The organism is Bradyrhizobium sp. URHC0002 (assembly GCF_054059515.1).
The window spans coordinates 5,349,332-5,366,347 of sequence record NZ_JBSSCF010000001.1 but is presented as its reverse complement, the minus strand read 5'-3'; the positions used below and the strand labels follow the sequence as shown (position 1 = coordinate 5,366,347).

Genomic DNA, 17,016 nt, shown 5'->3' with positions numbered 1-17,016 from the left:
TGGATATCTTATCCCGCTATCTTTGCCACCACTTCCGCCGGGCTGAGATTCTCGCGCGAACCGTCGCTGCGCCGCTTGATCTCGAGCTTGCCCTCGGCGAGGCCCTTCGGCCCGACCAGAATTTGCCAGGGGATACCGATAAGGTCGGCGGCCGCGAATTTTGCGCCGGCGCGCTGGTCGGTATCGTCATAGAGCACATCGACGCCCTTGGCCTGAAGTTCCAGATAAAGCTTCTCGCAGGCGCCATCGACAGCCGCGTCCCCCTGCTTCAGGTTCAAGATCACGGCGGTGAACGGCGCGACGGCTTCCGGCCATTTGATGCCGGCGTCGTCATGGCAGGCCTCGATAATGGCGCCGACCAGGCGCGAGACGCCGACGCCGTAAGAGCCGCCGTGGATCGGCACGTCGACGCCATCGGCGCCGGCGACCAGCGCCTTCATCGCGTCGGAATATTTGGTGCCGAAATAGAAGATCTGGCCGACCTCGATGCCGCGCGTATTGACGCGCTTGTCGGCAGGCACTTCGCGTTCGTAACGCTCGGCATCGTGGACGTCCTCGGTCGCCGCATAAACCGACGTCCATTGCTTGATGAAGTCGGTGAGATCGCCCTCGTAATCGACGTCATCGGGCGGGATCGGCAGGTTGAGCACGTCGCTGTTGCAGAACACGCCGGATTCGCCGGTTTCCGCCAGCACGATGAATTCATGGCTGAGATCGCCGCCGATCGGGCCGGTCTCGGCGCGCATCGGGATCGCCTTCAATCCCATCCGCGCGAAGGTGCGCAAATAGGCCACGAACATCCGGTTATAGGAACGGCGCGCCGCGGCCTCGTCGATGTCGAAGGAGTAAGCGTCCTTCATCAGGAATTCACGGCCGCGCATCACGCCGAAACGCGGACGCTGCTCGTCGCGGAATTTCCACTGGATGTGATAGAGATTGAGCGGCAGGCTCTTGTAGGATTTGACGTAAGCGCGAAAAATCTCGGTGATCATTTCCTCGTTAGTCGGCCCGTACAGCAATTCGCGCTTGTGGCGGTCGGCGATGCGCAGCATCTCCGGACCATAGGCGTCGTAACGGCCGCTCTCGCGCCAGAGGTCGGCAAGTTGCAGCGTCGGCATCAACAGTTCCAGCGCACCGGCGCGGTCCTGTTCCTCACGGACGATCTGCTCGATCTTCTTCAGCACCCGAAAGCCCAACGGCAGCCAGGCGTAAATGCCAGCCGCTTCCTGCCGCATCATGCCCGCGCGCAGCATCAGCCGATGCGAGACGATCTCCGCCTCTTTCGGATTCTCTTTCAGGATGGGTAGAAAAAACCGCGACAACCGCATGGGACAACTCAAGGAATCAGTGGGATACCGGAAGAGGTGCAGTGAAACCGGATCGGGTGCCAAAATACAAGGCCGGGGCCGTTGAAAAGCGGCCGAAAAGGCGGATTTCCGGGCCGTTTTTGGGCCTCGTGGTCTTCATGCCTTCACAACGGCGTCATACCCCGCGCAGCTTGGGTCGCAGGGTGGGTGGAAGCGGAATCCGCCGTCAGCGCACCTGCAATTCATCTTGCAGCGTGATCTTCTGAAAGTCCGTGACCAAGGCATCTATCTGCATGTGCCAACGTCCCGCCAGCGGCAGCGCGACGCCGCGCACGTGCCAGTAACCGTCCGGCCCGAGCGTTGCGCGACGCTCCATCGGCTCGATGCCGCGCTCCGGCAAGCTCAGGATCAGCGTCGCCTCTTTGGCCGGCAGCAGGGCGGCGTCGCCCGTCATCAGCTGCAACACAAAGTCGTTGGAGCCGACCTTGCCCGGCGACACCAGCACCTGAAACATCGCTGCATCCGTATGGATATGGACCGAGAGCGGCGCCGCAACTGATGCAGCCGAGGCGCGCGGCGGCGGCGTGAAGCGCCAGCCGGCGACCACGGCAAGAATGCCAATGACGAGAACGCATTCCAGCAGGATCGACCCTGATAGGGCCCGGGTGTTCTCATAGTCCGCAGCGACCGCGGGCGTGAAGAGGAACCGGTTCAGCGCCGCAAGGCCGAGCAGCAGGATCACCAGCGCCAGCTTGACCGAAAGAATGATGCCGTATGGGGTCTCGATCAGTGCGCGGACACTGCCAAGCTGGATGATCGACAGCGCCAGCCCGCTCAGCACGAGCAGCCCGACCAGCGGAATCGCGATGGTAGAAAACTGCTTGAGCACGCGCAGCAGGCCCTCATTGCGCCGATGCGCCATGGTCGCCAGCGGCGCCAGCGCGCCGATCCAGTAGGCAGCGGCGACGCCGTGCAGGAACAGCGATGGCCGCGTCAGCCATTGCGGCGAGGCGGTCGCGGCATGTCCGCTCATCGCCAGCGACAGCCCGACGCCCGCCATGGCTGATGTGGTCAACACCCAGGCCATCGGGATGCCCGGGCTTTTCCACGCGCACCAGCCGATGGCCATCACCACGATCGCAATCAACAGCGACGGCCCGAGGGAGGTCGCGAGCGCGCTCGCCCAGGGCGCCCACGTCACGATGCCACCCGGCGCAAGGTTGAGGAGATCGAGGCCTTGCAGGCCGAGCGAGGCCACCGCGCTGACGAGACCGACGGCGAGCGCGGCGCGGCTAACCGTCGATCCGCTCGGGCCCTGCCCGATCCAGACCGCGAAGAACGCGCCGCCGACGCCCACGAACAGCCCGAGATAGACCCCGATCCGCGCCAGCCAGATCAGCACCGCCAACGGGCTCGCTTTCGCCGGCGGCGCAGCCCCGGTCACGGCGCCGATTGAAAACACCATCGATCCCGCCACCGGATGACCGTCCTGCGAGACCACGCGGTAGCTGACGATTTGCGTTCCTATCGGCAAGTCGTCGGGCAGAACGATCAGCACGGATTGGCCGACCGCGCGCGTCGCGACGTCGCGTGTCCTGCCGCCGGCATCGATGACGCCGATCACGGAAGGCGCAACGCTCTCGTTGAAATGCAACTGCACCATCTTCGGCGGCAGCGTGAGTACGCTGCCGTCGGCAGGTTCCGAAGAAAGCAGCGTCGCATGGGCCCACGCGGCGCTCGCGATGCACAGAGCCGACAGCAGCGCGGCAAGGCCAGCGAGCACGCGCACCATCGGGATGGCTCTACGGTTTTGCGATCAGCTTGAGGCCAGGTGCCGGCGTCTTGCTGTCATGGCCACGGCCGCCATCCGCGGGGATATCGATCCAGCGGCTGACGCCCTGTTCGCATTCCTGCACCACCGGAAAATACAGCGTGGTGTCCGGCTTCAGACCCGCCGTGAGATAGCTGGAGAAGACGAATTCATCGAAATTGTCGTCGGCGAGCTTGCCGCCGCTCCACACCACTTCCTTGACGCCTTCGGACAATTTACTGCCGTGAAACTCATACTCGGTCGCGTATTTGCCCTTGACCATCTCGAGGGTCCAGCCCGGCTTGGGCATCGGCTTGATGCCGATCACGCCTTCCGGAATTTGCACCCGCAGCTTGACGGTCGGCGACCCCGCGCAGCCGTGCGGCACGGCGAACACCGCCTTGTAGTACGAGCCCACCGGCGCCTGGCGCTTCTCGAGGGTGACATGCGCGCTTGCCGGAAATGCAACGAGCACGGTGGCGATCATCAGGTAGATCTTGTTGGACATGCCGGCCTCTTATTGAATTTGTGAAGCGATCGGTGATGCCGATCGCAATGTGTATTGCTGGTCAGATTTTCAGGGACGCGCCGGCCACTCTCGCGGCAGCTTCGGCCTGGGCGATAGCTTCCTTGCGTCGACGCAATATGTCGTTGGTAAGGGCCGGCCCGGCACGTTCGGGCGAACCGGCATCGAACGGCGGTTTCGGATCGTACTCAATCAGCAACTGTATCCGTTTGGCGGTTTCTTCTCCCGCCAGCCTCGACGCGATGGTCAACCCAAAATCGATCCCGGCCGTCACGCCGCCGCCGGTCAACCGGTTGCGATCCTCGACCACACGATCCGTACGCACAATGCCACCCATAAGCGGAAGTAAATCGCGAACATACCAATGCGAGGTCGCCTGGTAGCCCCTGAGCAAACCCGCCGCCCCCAGCAGCAGGGAGCCGGTGCAGACACTGGTGACGAATCGCGCGGTTTCGCCGGCAGATCTCACGAAATCGACAGTCTCTCTGTCATTCATTGCAGCGACCGTACCCTTGAGTCCTCCCGGCACGAACAACACGTCGAATGCGCGCGGCGACGTTTCAAAGCTCTCGGTCGGTGCAACCGGCAGACCGACATCGGTCATTACCGGCTGCATGGTCTTCGCGATTAGGTGCACGCCGGCCTGCATGATGTTGAACACCGTCAGTGGGCCGGTCAGGTCGAGCATGATCATATCAGAATGGATCAGCATTCCTACGCGCGGACGAGCTGGCGGTGCTGGCTGGGCATGGGCAGCTGTTCCAAACAGGTTGGCAAGCGACGACGCAGCCAGCGCCGCGGTGAACTCTCTGCGGTCCATATGGCTTCTCCAGTCAACCGGCCCGTCACCGCAAACCGCATCGGCCTGCTCGAACTTCATCCTGCGCTCACTTCTTCATGCCGGAATGATCATGCCCCGCGGGGCCCTGTGCGCCGACGCCCTGCACCTCGAGCGGCAGGGTCACCTTGCCGGCTTTTTCGAACTCCAGCGTGAGCGGCACCTTGTCACCCTGCTTGAGTGGCGTCTTCAGATCCATCAGCATCAAATGATAGCCGCCCGGCGCCAGTTTGACGGTCTTGCCGGGCTCGATCACGAGGCCCTTGTCGAGCGGACGCATCGTCATGACGCCATTGTTCATCGCCATCTCGTGAATCTCGACCTTGCCGGCGAAATCGCCGGAGCCGCTGATCAGGCGGTCCGGCGCAGAGCCCTTGTTCTCGATCGTAAGGTAGCCGCCGGCGATCTTGGCGCCGCCGGGCGTGGCGCGGCTCCAGGCCTGCGTAATGACGAGATCGCCGGCCTTGACCTCCTGGGCGTGCGCGGGTGCGCCCAGGTGAGCAAACAGGGCGGCCACGCAAGCAAGCATGCGCATAATGTTCTTCATGGTCTGACTTTCGTGTTCAACCGGGTTCCGCATGGGTCTGCGTCGGGTGGATACCTACCATCTGTACTTCATCCCGGCAAAAACAGCCCTTCCGTTACCCGGTTCAAACAATGGTGACGTGGCGGTCGCCTGGTTGATGATGCTGGTGCTCGAAATGTAGGCCTTGTTGGCGAGATTGCGCCCCTCGATATAGGCCGAAACCGGCCCGCCATTGTCAAAGCCCATTTTCAACCCGAGCAGTGCATAGGCCTCGGTCTTCAGGGTGTTCGCGCTATCGACGAAATAGGCTTGCGGCACCCATTCGACATTAGGTCCGAAATAGAATCCGTTCGGGTTCTTGTACAGTAACTCGGCGCGGAGGTAGTGGCGCGGGGCGCCGGGCAGCAGGTTGTTGCCGAAGGTGGCATCATTGTCGAAACGGAAGTCGTTGAACGTGTAGGTCAGATTCAACCAAAGCTTGTCCGGTGCCGGGCCGTTGTTGAAGATGCCGTGGAAAATCGCCGCGCCCGCCCCTGCTTCGATGCCCTGGTGGACGGTGCGGTCGGCGTTGGTGACGTTGCAATTGCCGAACGCGCTGTAGAGGCATTGCAGTTCGTTGCGGATGTTGGCGCGATAGGCGGAGAGCTCCCAGGCGTAATCGGGTCGCTTCATCCGCGTTCCGATCTCATAGGTGGTGGCGGTCTGCGGGCGGATACTGGTGAACGGAATGAACGGTATCCCCGGCCCGTTCGAGCTTTCGCCAAAGCTCGGCACCTCGGCGCTGCGCGAGATGTTGGCAAAGGCCTGCCAGGTCGGATCGATATTCCAAAGCAGGCCGGTCTTCGGCGACCACAGATTGAACTCGGTCGACCCCGATTGGTCGCCATTGCTGAGAAAGCGATCCTGTCGGCCCCGCGTTGCGTAGAGGAATTGCGTTCCAGCGATCGCCGCCACGTTCGGCAGGAAGTAGAAGCTATCCTCGATATAGGCAGAGGTATTCTTGGAGCGGTCGATCGACGAGGACAACAGCGCGCCCTTCTGCCCGCCGAGATTTTGGAACTGCTGGTTGTCGATGCTGCCGTTCAGGATGTTGATGCCGGCGACCACGCGGTTGCGAAAGCCGCCGATGAAACGGTCGTCGGTCACCTTGGCGAAGCCGCCATAGTCCTTGTAGCTGTAATCGAGCCACTGGAAGATCGGATGCATCAAATGGCGGTCGACGCCGAAGGCGCCGAATTCGATCTTGGTGTCGTCGAGCCGGATGGTCGTCTTGTTGGCCACCCGCACCGTGTCGATGTTGCGCTGCTGGTCGATCGCGACATTGGCGGGATTGGCGGCTTCGGGAGTGGTCAGGGCCGATTGCTTGGTGACGGTACCGGGGATGCGCTGGCGAACCTCGTTGGCGTTGAAATAGAACCGCGTCTCCGCATCCGGCGAGAACTGGTAGCCGACATTGCCGCTGACGCGGGTGGCGCTGCCGAAACTGTGATCTCTGAAGCCGTCGGAGGCCTGCGTCGCGGCGGTGACGAACCCGTCCCACGGCCCGTTGGCGCCGCCGGCATTGGCTTGCAGCCGCTTGAACCCGAACGCGCCGATGCCAACCGACACCCCGTTCGGCCATGGATCGCGGCCGGTCGGAATCACGAAATTGATGGCGCCGCCGAGCGAGTTCGCGCCGAACTGCAGCGCATTGGCACCCTTCCAGACCTCGACATATTTGTACGCGGTCGGGTCGATCTCCTGGAAATCGCCGTAGCCGTCGGCGGTGTTGATCGGGATGCCGTCCATGTAGAGCTGGACGCCGCGCAGATGGAAGTTGCGCGACAGGCCGGAGCCGCGGATCGAAAGCCTGGTGTCGTCGCCCCATTTCGGCTGCGCGAAAACGCCAGGCACGTAGTCCAGGATGTCCTTGATGGTGTTGGCGACGGTCGAATTCTTGTAGGCCGCAGCCGGCACGATCGCGACGCCGCCCGGGGTGTTGTTGATCTCGGTCAGCGCCTGCTGCGCGCTCAGCACCGCCAGCGCGCCGCGACCGCCCTGCCCCTGATCGCCGGCGGTCTGCGGCGCCGGAGCGCGCACCTGCCTGACCGCGGTTGCGGACCGCGTCGCGTTGCGCGGCGGGCGGACGCCGGCGGCGCGCTTCTGTTCCGGCGCCGTGACGGTCACGGGCGGAAGGCTTGTTCGCTCGGACTGGGCCTGGGCGTCGAAGGGAGAGGCGAAGACCGCAGCCGATGCCAGCAGCGTGCTGCGCACCAGCCCGGCGGGTGGAGGAATACGAAACATGGAATGATCCTGACGCCAGCTCTTTGGCCGGCTTGCTCGACTGTACGGACCGGCACGGCCGCGGGGCCGCACCAATCTTGATGGGAGGTAGCGAGGTCGTCAGGAAAAGGTGGGAGGCGCACGCGCCTGCGCGTGCGATCCGGCGCGGACCAGCGGCATATGATCCGTAGCTTCCAGCCACGCGATAAGCCGGTATTGCCGCTGCAGGACGACAAAAATCAATGGAGGCGGATCGACCGCAACGGCGCCGCTATGGCCGATGCTACAGAAACCGCAGCAATTGACACCGTGCTGCGGCTTGACGGGAATAGCCTGTGAGGCGTCCTGCGCGGACGCCATTCCGGAACAGATCGTTGCCATGTAGAGCGGATCGGAGGCCGCATGTGCGACCACGCGAAAGGCCCCGATCGGCGCCAGCAACTGCACCATGATCGAGAACAGTACGATTGGAATGAAGACTTCCAGCCGCCGTCGCATGCTTACCCCAAAGCGTCCGAGTCGCCGTAGCGCCCACCATGCACGTTTCTCATTTCGCCGCAGCCTTTTGCTGGGCCGACCATTTTTCGAGGTCCGGTATTTCGGCCGAACCTTCGATCGTGGTGACGGTTCCGTCCCGCGCGATCAAGAGTGTGCGCGGGATATCACCCTGCCAGGCCGGGTCGATCTCGAATCGGAGGCGTTCGACAAAGCCGTCGGCGAAAAGCCAGTTCTCCGCGGCCCCGAGCCCGGCCTTCTCCAGCATCGCGCGCGCAGCACCCGGCAGATTCGGAACGAGATCGGCGCTGATCATCACGACGTCGACTTCGGCATTGTCTTTCATGAATTGTCCGAGCAGCGGCAATTCAACCTTGCAGGGGCCGCAGGTGACGCCCCAGAAATGCACCAGCGTGGGACGGCCGGCGTGCGAGCGCAGCATTTCCTGCCAGCTGCCCCGCACGAACGGCTTGAGCTCGGACGGCGTCTCGGCTGCCGGCGCAGTGGCCAGAGAGGCAAACAGGAATATGGCAGCCAGCAGGCGGCGTTTCATGATCCATCTCCAATCGGCAGCAGGCGATATCCGTCGGCCTTGGTCATCCAGGAAAGGTAGGTCGCCTGTCCGTCGCTGACCAGCAGCGGGTGGTCGGAGGTATCCGTCGTCGTGGCGATCGTGACCGGCGTCGACCAGCTCTTGCCCTCATCATGCGAGGTCATCGCATTGACCGAGGTCTTCTCGCCGTCGAATTCCTTCCAGACCATGGTGGCGCCGCGCGGGCCCGTCAGCACGAACGGCCGCGTGGGGTTGCGGTCGGCGCGGCCAAGCGGAAGCGGATCGGAAAACGTACGGCCCTCGTCCTGGGAGCGGGCATAGAACAATCCCTTGCGGGCCTTGCCGTTGGTGTACCAGCTCACATGGTAGGTGCCGCGGACGAGATCGAAAGACTTGGGCCGTGATGCGGGCAGGCGGAAATCTGCCAGTCGTCGTTGCTGACGCGACGAACCTCGCCCGGGGTCGCCGGATCGGCGAACGTCATGACCGCGTGATCCCGCACACCGCCTTCGAAGAGATTCCTGAACACCACGACGGGACGGCCGGGGCCTGCGAATGCCAGACCGAGCCGGCAGCACTCGCAGGTGTTGTCGCTTGCGAGCCGTGCCTCGGCATAGGACGCACCGCCGTCCTTCGATGACGCAAAGAACACCCCTGCGCCTTCGTATTTTTTGCCCTCCTGCTTCGCGGGTACGCGGTTGCGCTTGTCGATCCAGGCCGCGAACACCGATCCGTCAGCATCGAGGCCGAGCGCCGCAAAGCGCTGGCTCTCATTGTTCGCAGTGATCGGCTGCAACTCGGCAAAGTTCCGGCCGCCGTCGATCGACCTTGTGGCGAGCACCTGCCCGTTGAACGCCTTGTCCCGGAAGATCGAGAAGGCCAGCGCGATGCCGCCGTTTTTCTCGACCACGATCTGGGGACGCGCATCCGGACCCCAATCGAGCTTGAGCTTTTCTTTTGTCACCTGAACCGGCGTCGAAAAGCTGCGCCCCTGATCCTTCGAGCTTGCCACCGAGATCTGACTCCCCGCCATCCAGGCGAGCCACAGCGTTCCGTCTGACGCGAAGGCCGGCGTGACCTTCGACGCGCACCGCAACTCGGCCTCCTCGCACGCCGCTTCCGAGGCATGGTTGTGATGGCTCATCTGCGCCTGCGCCGCCGTCTGGCAAAGCGAGAACGCGAGCGTCGCAAGCAAGCTCATTCGCAGCATGGCCTTAACTCCTTCTGCCGTGTGGTCCTATCATTTGAACGCCAGCTTTATTCCCGCGATGAAGGCGCGGGGCGAGCCGGCGTAGATCGAGCCGGTGGTGTTCGCCAGCACGGCGGCCGGGTTCTGAATGCCGGCGGCATTCACCGTGTTGCCGATGTTGTTGGCGGAAGCCACATAGGTACGATCGAACACGTTCCTGACTTCGGCATACATGCTCAACGACTTGAAGTAATCGGACTTGAGATCCGTGTTGTAATGGACGTTGAGATTGACCAGTTCGTAACCGGGCGCCTTCAGCAGATTGGCGTTGTCCATGTAGAACGAATCTTTCCACTGGACTTCGACGAACGCCCCGAGGCCCGCAAGCGGCCCCCACATCTGATCGTAGCCAAGCCGCGCCGTCAGTTCGTTCGGTGAGACGCCGGGAATCTTGTTACCCGCGCGATTGAAGCTGAACGTCCCTCCATTGACGAGATTCTCGGTGTACTCGGTGTAGAACTCGTCGAGGTAGGTATAGGCGGCCGTGAACCGCCAGCCCGGATAGAACTTCCAGTCGGCGGCAAGCTCGACGCCGCGATGCTCCGATTTCGGCGCGTTGAACGTAAAGCTCGCATTGGGCGCGCCGACCTGGGTGGCCTGCGAAACCAGCTCGTTCTTGAAGAACTCATAGAATCCGGTCGCGCTGAATCTGAGCGTGTTGTTCGGCGTCCAGTCGAACCCGATGTCGTAACCGAGGTTCTGCTGCGTCTTGAGCTGCGTATTGTTTCCGTTCTGACCGTTCGAGAGGACAAAGAGGTTGCCGACCTGCGGCGTGCCGTAACCTGTGGCGACCCGCGCCCGGAACTGCCATTCGGGATTGAGCTTGTAGAGCAGCGCCAGCTCGGGCGCCGTGTTCTGGAATTGCCGGTCGGCGGATATCAGCGTGGTCACCGCCGTCGGGACATTCGTCGTCGGATACGCATAGGTCGTATTGACGCCCCTCAGGACCGTCGTTTCCCAGCCGATGCCGGCAATCGCGGTCAAATTGGGCGCGATCTTGACCTCCTCGCGCGCGCGACCCCCGTAGTTGGAGGTGCTGCTGAAGGTGTTGCTCTGCAGCAGGCCCAGCTTCGCATTGCCCCCCGGCATGACATTGCGCGTGTCGCTCGACGCCGCCAGCGTGTTGTACCAAGCCCCGAAATACGTCGTCGATTCCATCCCGAGGATTTCACCGCGCTTGGTGACGTCGCTCATGTAATTGTAGGACGGGAAATCGCCGATCGCGCTGGTGGCGCCGGTCGGCTGGCTGATGTTGCGATCGTCGAACGTGAACTGGTTGCGCCAGGTGGTCGTGTTGTCGAAATCGTGCTCCCAACGGCCGCCGACGATGGTGCGGCGATCCTCGCGGCCGAGCCCGGCCTGGATCGCGGTGATGGGAGTACGCGCTCCGTTGAAGCCGTTGTTGAAAAGGGGGACCGAGGCGCAGGCGGTGATGCCGGCGAACTCGCATCCCTGCTGGAACGGATTTTGATTGTACTGGTTCAGCGACAGCCGGATCGGCAGCCGCGTCTCCAGATTGTTGTTGATGAACTTGACGGTGAAGCGGTCGTCGGGCGTGAGGTGCAGCGTGCCGAGGAAGTTCACCGTCTGGGTATTGTACCAGCTGTTCTGGATAAACCCATCACCTCGCGCGTCGCTGGCAAACAGCGAGTATTCGAAATTGCCGACCTTCTTGCCCGCGGCCAGATAATTGTTGAGGTAGCCGAAGCTGCCGCCATCGACGCCGTATTCGACGCCGTCGATGGTGCGGCCCTGGCGGGTGCGGAAATTCAGCGCGCCGCCGGTGGCATAATTGCCATAGAGCGCCGACGACGGCCCACGGATGACATCGATCGCGCCATAGGCGCGCGGATCAATCAGATCGCTGCGGGAAAGCCCGTCCGGCTGCGTGACCGGAAAGCCGTCGTCGAAGATCACGAGATTGCGGATGCCAAAACCATTCCGGGCATTGGAACCGCGAATCGAAATGCCGATATCGCGCGGCCCGTTGCCCTGCTTCACCGAGATGCCGGGGCTCTCGCGCAGCACGTCGGCCACGGTAACCGCCGGCCGGTTGTCCCACTGGCTGCGATCGATGGTCGTCTCGGTTTGGCCAGTGGGTGCCTGATAGAGCAGCGCGCGCGCCACGCTCGGGGTAATGCCCGCGGTTAGCGAGGCTGATGGCGCGGGGTTGGTCGAGGCCGGCCGCGCCTGCGTCCGGGCGGACGAGCGAACGGCCGGCTTTCGGGCCGCAGGTCTTGCCGCTGTGGCGCGCGGCGCCTCGATGGTCACCGCCGGCAACGACGTCTGGGCCTTTGCGGTCGACGGCATCAGGGAGAGCGAGCCGCCGAGTACGGCTAAGCTCGCGCCACCCAAGGCGTAATAACGATACATAAGATATTCCTGACGCCAGCTCTTTGGCCGGCTCGAATGACTGCACCAACCGGCGCGGCAATCGCCGCACCGATCATTGGGTGTTCCAGGTCGTCAGGAAATGGCGGGAGGGGCGCGCGCCTGCGCGTGTGAGCCGGCGCGAGCGTTCGTCAGCCGGAAGGCAAAATCAAACCAGGCCGCCTGCTCGGCAACCCGATCGACGTCGATCACCGCAATCTGCGGCACGTCGACCGGCGCGCCGGTCTGCAGCACGCTGCAAACCGAACAGCATCCGTCATGAGCGCGGTGGCCGGTCTGATCGGTCTGCCCTGCACCGGGCGCAGCATTGCCGTGGCAGATGACGGCGCCGGCGAGCGGATCCGAGGCCGCGATGCTCGCCGCCCAGCATGCGCCGATCGGTGCAAAAATCTGCACCGCCAGGGCAAACAGGACTATGGGCAGAAATTTCTTCAGCCAGCGCATCGCAAACCATCCGACTCGGACCTAATCACCATGAGAGTCCGAAGTCGAGATCAGGTTCCCGGAACTATGTTGCGGCTTCAAGGAGTAAACCTGGCGGAAAGCGATGCTTTTTACGCCACAGGCAAGGCGCCCTACCGACCCTACCTCAATACCAAGCCTCGGGGGTATTGCAGCTAAATCCACAACCGATAGTAGCAAATTCTCATTCATTTCGCAGATTGCTGGAATTTTGAACAAAGGTTGCCGAAAATGGTGACAAGTCGAAAAAGATGGTCTACCAATCCAAGCTCAGGCTGGCCGAGAGGCTCAAGCTTGGTGGTCCAAGTCTCGGGAGGAGCCCTGACGCGCACAAGCAGCGTCGCCTCGACAATCAAGATCAAATCTACATTTGCGAGGAAATTAAGGGTCGACACAATTTTTGAGCAGGGCTTGGCGCCCTGCTCTTTTTTTTCGAGACCATCCTTTTTCAAGACGATCGCAAGCGACAATGATGGCATCGTCAAATCCGATCGAGCGAAGTTTTGAACTGGCCGCCGAGCGTTGCGAGGATCTGACGCCGCTGGTCTATCGCCGCCTGTTCGACGCGCATCCCGAAGCACGAGCGATGTTCCGCACCGAGGGCAGCGAACTCGTCATGGGTTCGATGCTGGCTTTGACGATCGACGCCATCCTGGATTTTGCCGGAGAACGCACCGGCCATTTCCGCCTGATCATCTCAGAGGTTTCCTCGCACGACGCCTACGGCACGCCGCGCGAATTGTTCGTCGCCTTCTTCGGCATCATCGCGCAGGCGCTGCGCGAAATCGTCGGAGCAGACTGGTCGGACGAAATCGATGCGGCGTGGCGGAAATTGCTCGGTGACATCGAAAGTCTCGTTGCAGCGCAGTGAAACGACGAGCACCAACGCTTCCTGAAACTCATTGATACGGACGATCAAGTCAGCCGGTGGACATTCGCGCCGAGTGTGAAAGACTGCCTCGATCCGCGGCGCGTTCAATCGACGCCGTCGGTAATAAAACGACAAACGAGGGAGCGAGCGATGTCCGGGACTGAGAAATCCTCTACGACAAGGCGTAATCTTCTTCAAGCGGCGGCGACTGGCGGCGCGGCAACCGCCCTGCTCGGCGGGTTGGGTATCAACCCGGCGCTGGCGGCAGCGGCACGTTCGGAGAAACCTCTGAAGGCCGCGTTCTCCAATGCAGGCCTGCAGGCCACCTGGTGCGCCCAGGGCAAGCAGGCGGCGGAATGGTGGGGCAAGCTGTTCAACGTCGAGGTCACCTGGTTCGACGGCCAGCTCGACGCGGTCAAGCAGCGCGCCGCGATCGACAACATGGCGTCGCAGAAATGGGATTTCGTCGCCATCCAGGCGTTCGGCATCGGCACGCTGACCCAGCCCGTGCAGAAGATGATCGACGCCGGCATTCCCGTGATCGACATGGACACGCTGATCGCGCCACTCGACCAGATCAAGGTTCATTCGTTCCTGGCGCCCGACAATGAATTCATGGGCGCGTCGGTGACCCAGGCGCTTTGCAACGCCATCGGCGGCAAGGGCAAGGTCATCATGACGCAAGGCGCGCTCGGCCATACCGGCGCGCAGGGTCGCGCCAAGGGCTTCGAGACGGTCATCAAGCAATTCCCGAACATCGAGGTGCTCGACACCCAGCCGGCGGATTGGGACGTCTCGAAGGCCGCGCGGTTGTGGGAGACCTATTTGACGAAGTACCCGCAGATCGATGCGGCGTTCTTCCACAATGACGACATGGCGCTGGCCGCCGCCAACATCATGAAGGCGCGCAACCGCACCAACATCCTGATCGGCGGCGTCGACGCCATGCCGCCGGCGATCCAGGCGGTGAGCGAAGGCCGCATGTTCGCGACCGTCCGCAACCCCTCCTGCCGCATCCATGGCGGCGCCATCATCGCCGGCGTCGCCGCGGTGACCGGCGGCGAGAAGAGCGGACAGGGCATCCCGAAGCATGTGATCACGGACGGCCCGGTGGTGACGAAGGCCAACGCGGCCGGCATGCAATGGATGGAGGACCACTTCCTGATCTGAGCCAGCATGTCCAGGGGACATCAGCCCATCCTCGAACTGCACGACATCACGAAGGCCTTCGGCGGCGTCGAAGCCCTTCGTGGGGTCGACTTCGCGCTCACCGCCGGCGAGATCCACGGTCTCGTCGGCGAGAACGGCGCGGGGAAAAGCACGCTGATGAAGATCATCGCCGGCGTGCATGCGGATTTTTCCGGCCGGCTCGTCCTCGACGGAAGGGAGACCCGCTTTCGATCGGTGCGCGACGCGCATGCGGCCGGCATCGCGATGGTTCATCAGGAACTCAGCGTCGCGCCGGACCTGACGGTGGCCGAAAACGTATTTCTGGGCAGCCAGCCGACCAACCGCTTAGGCTTCGTGCAATGGCGGCGGATGGCCCGGGAGGCCGGCGAGCAGCTCAAGCGGTTCGGTATCGATGTCGATCCGATGTCGCGGCTCGGCGATCTCCCGATCGGGCTGCAGCAACTGATCGAGATCGCCCGCGTGCTGTCTTCGGGCGCCCGCATCATCATTCTCGACGAGCCGACCTCGGCGCTGTCGCCGCCGGAAGTGGAACGCCTGTTCGCAACGCTGAAACGGTTGCGGGACGAAGGCACCAGCATCGTCTTCATTTCGCATTTCATCGAGGACATCCTGCGCGTCTCCGACACCGTGACCGTGTTCCGCAACGGCAGGAAGGTCGCGGAGACCGCCGCGTCTGAGACGAGCAAGCCGGCCCTGATCGAGGCGATGATCGGCAAGGGCCGAGAGGCACTGGAAGAGACCTACACCCACGACATCATGCTGCCGCCGCCGACCGATCAGCCGGTGGTGCTGAACGCCAATGGGCTGACACTGGCTGGCCGCCTGCGCGAGGTTTCGTTCGAGGCCCGCGCCGGCGAGGTGCTCGGCATCTACGGTTTTATGGGATGCGGACAGCTCGAACTGGCGCGGATCCTGTTTGGCAAGTTAAAACCCGACCTCGGCACGCTCGCGGTCGCAGGCCACCAAAAGGCCTTCCGCAGCACGGCCGACGCCAGGCGTTCCGGCATCGCCTTCGTTCCCGAGAGCCGGCGCGACATGCTGTTCCTGCAGGAGCCGGTCTACAAGAACATCTCGATCAGCATCCTCGATCGCATCTCGTCCCTGCTGCTCAAGCCGTCGCGCGAACGCTCGATCGCGACCCGGCAGGTCGAGCAATTGCGGATTCGGCCCGCGGCCGTCGATCTCGAGCTCGGCATGCTGTCCGGCGGCAACCAGCAGAAGGTGGCGCTGGCAAAATGGCTGAGCTATCCGCCGCGGCTCCTGGTGCTGTGCGAGCCGACCCGCGGCATGGACGTCGGCGCCAAGAACGACGTCATCCACATCGTCAGAGATTTGCGCACCAAGGGGCTCGCCATCATCGTGCTCTCCACCGAGCCCGAGACGGTGCTGTCGCTCGCCGACCGCGTCATCGTGCTCAAGCGTGGCGCGGTGGTGCGGGAATTTGCCAACGAACAGATCAGCAAGGACCGCCTCTTGGAAGCGGCGTGAGGAGACGGGACATGACTTCAGGTGAAGGCGTGACAGTCGCCGTGGATCGGAAACGGCCTCGCGGGCTCGCCGCGATAATGCGCTCCCAGATGCGCAACATCGCGCCGTTCCTGACGCTGATCTGCCTGTTTTCCTTCTTCGCGGTTGCGAGCCCCTCCTTTGCGACGCTCGACAATCTCGGCAACATCCTGACCCAGATATCGGTCACCGGCATCATCGCCGTCGGCCTCACCTTCGTGATCCTGTGCGCCGAAATCGATCTGTCGATCGCCGCCATCGCCAACGTCACCGGCATTGCGGTGGCCTATTTCACGCTGCAGGATTCCTACGTCAACATCGCCAACGTCCCGATGCCCGGATGGGCCGCGATCCTGCTGGCGCTGGCGCTGTGCGCCCTGCTCGGCCTCGTCAACGCGTTCGGGCTGACGGTGATCGGCATCCCTTCCTTCATCATGACGCTGGCGATGATGCAGATCGCGGCCGGCGTCTCGGCGCTGCTGGTGCGCGGGCAGATCGCCTACAAGGTGCCTCCGCTTGTGACGACGCTCGGATCGACATCGATCGGCGGCATTCCCTGGATCGTGATCGTGGCAGCGCTAATGCTGCTCGGGGGCCATCTGGTGCTGACCTACACCCGCTTCGGCCGTTACGTCTACATGGTCGGCGGAAACCGCGAGGCGGCGGAATATTCCGGCCTCAACGTCAAGCTGATCCTCGGCAGCGTCATGGTGATCTCGGCTGTTTGCGCCGGCATCGGCGGCATGCTGGGCGTGGCGCATTTCGGCAGCGCGCAGCAGAACGAATTCGATACGTATCTCCTGGATTCGATCGCCGCCGTCGTGGTCGGCGGCACCAGTCTCTTTGGTGGCCGCGGCGGCATCGGCAACACCATCGTCGGCCTGTTCGTGCTCGGCGTCCTCAACAACGGCCTCGACCACGTCAACATCGACAGCTTTCTGAAGATCTTGATCCGCGGCCTGATCCTGCTGGCGGCGCTCATCATCAACGTCTATGCACAGCGTTTGCGGGAACGGACCGGGGAATAAG

The 17,016-nt window shown here is 62.9% G+C and carries 15 protein-coding genes and 1 pseudogene; 4 read left to right on the top strand and 12 right to left on the bottom strand.

Annotation, left to right across the window (positions count from 1 at the left end):
- Positions 1-8 precede the first annotated feature (8 nt).
- From proS to ACVWVY_RS26115, 12 genes and pseudogenes are all read right to left on the bottom strand, one after another.
- The gene (proS, locus tag ACVWVY_RS26170) at positions 9-1,328 is read right to left on the bottom strand and encodes a proline--tRNA ligase (protein WP_456629063.1); all 1,320 of its coding nucleotides are present in this window, start codon (positions 1,326-1,328) and stop codon (positions 9-11) included.
- Between the two features lie 205 nt (positions 1,329-1,533).
- A complete protein-coding gene (locus tag ACVWVY_RS26165) occupies positions 1,534-3,096 on the bottom strand; it encodes a copper resistance CopC/CopD family protein (protein ID WP_456632311.1) in 1,563 nt (520 codons plus the stop codon).
- A gap of 13 nt (positions 3,097-3,109) precedes the next feature.
- Positions 3,110-3,625 carry a YcnI family copper-binding membrane protein gene (locus ACVWVY_RS26160; RefSeq protein WP_456629062.1) on the bottom strand — a complete coding sequence of 172 codons (516 nt, stop codon included), beginning with the start codon at positions 3,623-3,625 and terminating at the stop codon, positions 3,110-3,112.
- Between the two features lie 61 nt (positions 3,626-3,686).
- Entirely contained in the window at positions 3,687-4,523 is an 837-nt protein-coding gene (locus ACVWVY_RS26155) for a DJ-1/PfpI family protein (protein WP_456629061.1), read from the bottom strand.
- Positions 4,524-4,530: 7 nt separating this feature from the next.
- Positions 4,531-5,028: a copper chaperone PCu(A)C gene (locus tag ACVWVY_RS26150; protein ID WP_456629060.1), complete on the bottom strand. Its 498-nt coding sequence runs from the start codon at positions 5,026-5,028 to the stop codon at positions 4,531-4,533.
- A 54-nt stretch (positions 5,029-5,082) separates the two neighbouring features.
- Positions 5,083-7,290, bottom strand: a complete 2,208-nt coding sequence (locus ACVWVY_RS26145) for a TonB-dependent receptor family protein (RefSeq protein ID WP_456629059.1) — start codon at positions 7,288-7,290, stop codon at positions 5,083-5,085.
- 99 nt (positions 7,291-7,389) lie between these two features.
- Positions 7,390-7,767 (bottom strand): DUF2946 domain-containing protein, encoded by a 378-nt coding sequence (locus ACVWVY_RS26140; RefSeq protein WP_456629058.1) that lies wholly within the window; start codon positions 7,765-7,767, stop codon positions 7,390-7,392.
- Between the two features lie 49 nt (positions 7,768-7,816).
- Positions 7,817-8,317, bottom strand: a complete 501-nt coding sequence (locus ACVWVY_RS26135) for a TlpA family protein disulfide reductase (RefSeq protein ID WP_456629057.1) — start codon at positions 8,315-8,317, stop codon at positions 7,817-7,819.
- Positions 8,314-9,527, bottom strand: a pseudogene (locus tag ACVWVY_RS26130) (exo-alpha-sialidase). Before ACVWVY_RS26130 ends, ACVWVY_RS26135 begins: the two are co-directional and overlap by 4 nt.
- Before the next feature lie 30 nt (positions 9,528-9,557).
- A complete protein-coding gene (locus tag ACVWVY_RS26125; protein ID WP_456629056.1) occupies positions 9,558-11,939 on the bottom strand; it encodes a TonB-dependent receptor family protein in 2,382 nt (793 codons plus the stop codon).
- 93 nt (positions 11,940-12,032) lie between these two features.
- Positions 12,033-12,401, bottom strand: a complete 369-nt coding sequence (locus ACVWVY_RS26120) for a DUF2946 domain-containing protein (protein ID WP_456629055.1) — start codon at positions 12,399-12,401, stop codon at positions 12,033-12,035.
- A gap of 206 nt (positions 12,402-12,607) precedes the next feature.
- The gene (locus ACVWVY_RS26115; RefSeq protein ID WP_456629054.1) at positions 12,608-12,898 is read right to left on the bottom strand and encodes a hypothetical protein; all 291 of its coding nucleotides are present in this window, start codon (positions 12,896-12,898) and stop codon (positions 12,608-12,610) included.
- Here ACVWVY_RS26115 and ACVWVY_RS26110 point away from each other — a divergent pair.
- From ACVWVY_RS26110 to ACVWVY_RS26095, 4 genes are all read left to right on the top strand, one after another.
- Positions 12,889-13,290 (top strand): globin, encoded by a 402-nt coding sequence (locus ACVWVY_RS26110; RefSeq protein ID WP_456629053.1) that lies wholly within the window; start codon positions 12,889-12,891, stop codon positions 13,288-13,290. The genes ACVWVY_RS26115 and ACVWVY_RS26110 overlap by 10 nt on opposite strands.
- A gap of 150 nt (positions 13,291-13,440) precedes the next feature.
- Positions 13,441-14,460 (top strand): sugar ABC transporter substrate-binding protein, encoded by a 1,020-nt coding sequence (locus tag ACVWVY_RS26105; protein WP_456629052.1) that lies wholly within the window; start codon positions 13,441-13,443, stop codon positions 14,458-14,460.
- Between the two features lie 6 nt (positions 14,461-14,466).
- On the top strand, positions 14,467-15,969 hold the full coding sequence (locus ACVWVY_RS26100; protein ID WP_456629051.1) for a sugar ABC transporter ATP-binding protein: 1,503 nt from the start codon (positions 14,467-14,469) through the stop codon (positions 15,967-15,969).
- Positions 15,970-15,980: 11 nt separating this feature from the next.
- Positions 15,981-17,015 carry an ABC transporter permease gene (locus ACVWVY_RS26095; RefSeq protein ID WP_456629050.1) on the top strand — a complete coding sequence of 345 codons (1,035 nt, stop codon included), beginning with the start codon at positions 15,981-15,983 and terminating at the stop codon, positions 17,013-17,015.
- The last annotated feature ends 1 nt before the right edge of the window (position 17,016 follow it).

Excerpts from the sequence above, each read along its gene's own strand:
- ACVWVY_RS26125 (WP_456629056.1), bottom strand. The coding sequence starts at position 11,939 with ATGTATCGTTATTACGCCTTGGGTGGCGCGAGCTTAGCCGTACTCGGC.
- ACVWVY_RS26140 (WP_456629058.1), bottom strand. The coding sequence starts at position 7,767 with ATGCGACGGCGGCTGGAAGTCTTCATTCCAATCGTACTGTTCTCGATC.
- ACVWVY_RS26150 (WP_456629060.1), bottom strand. The coding sequence starts at position 5,028 with ATGAAGAACATTATGCGCATGCTTGCTTGCGTGGCCGCCCTGTTTGCT.
- ACVWVY_RS26120 (WP_456629055.1), bottom strand. The coding sequence starts at position 12,401 with ATGCGCTGGCTGAAGAAATTTCTGCCCATAGTCCTGTTTGCCCTGGCG.
- ACVWVY_RS26135 (WP_456629057.1), bottom strand. The coding sequence starts at position 8,317 with ATGAAACGCCGCCTGCTGGCTGCCATATTCCTGTTTGCCTCTCTGGCC.
- proS (WP_456629063.1), bottom strand. The coding sequence starts at position 1,328 with ATGCGGTTGTCGCGGTTTTTTCTACCCATCCTGAAAGAGAATCCGAAA.
- ACVWVY_RS26100 (WP_456629051.1), top strand. The coding sequence starts at position 14,467 with ATGTCCAGGGGACATCAGCCCATCCTCGAACTGCACGACATCACGAAG.
- ACVWVY_RS26145 (WP_456629059.1), bottom strand. The coding sequence starts at position 7,290 with ATGTTTCGTATTCCTCCACCCGCCGGGCTGGTGCGCAGCACGCTGCTG.
- ACVWVY_RS26115 (WP_456629054.1), bottom strand. The coding sequence starts at position 12,898 with ATGCCATCATTGTCGCTTGCGATCGTCTTGAAAAAGGATGGTCTCGAA.
- ACVWVY_RS26160 (WP_456629062.1), bottom strand. The coding sequence starts at position 3,625 with ATGTCCAACAAGATCTACCTGATGATCGCCACCGTGCTCGTTGCATTT.
- ACVWVY_RS26110 (WP_456629053.1), top strand. The coding sequence starts at position 12,889 with ATGATGGCATCGTCAAATCCGATCGAGCGAAGTTTTGAACTGGCCGCC.
- ACVWVY_RS26105 (WP_456629052.1), top strand. The coding sequence starts at position 13,441 with ATGTCCGGGACTGAGAAATCCTCTACGACAAGGCGTAATCTTCTTCAA.
- ACVWVY_RS26095 (WP_456629050.1), top strand. The coding sequence starts at position 15,981 with ATGACTTCAGGTGAAGGCGTGACAGTCGCCGTGGATCGGAAACGGCCT.
- ACVWVY_RS26155 (WP_456629061.1), bottom strand. The coding sequence starts at position 4,523 with ATGAAGTTCGAGCAGGCCGATGCGGTTTGCGGTGACGGGCCGGTTGAC.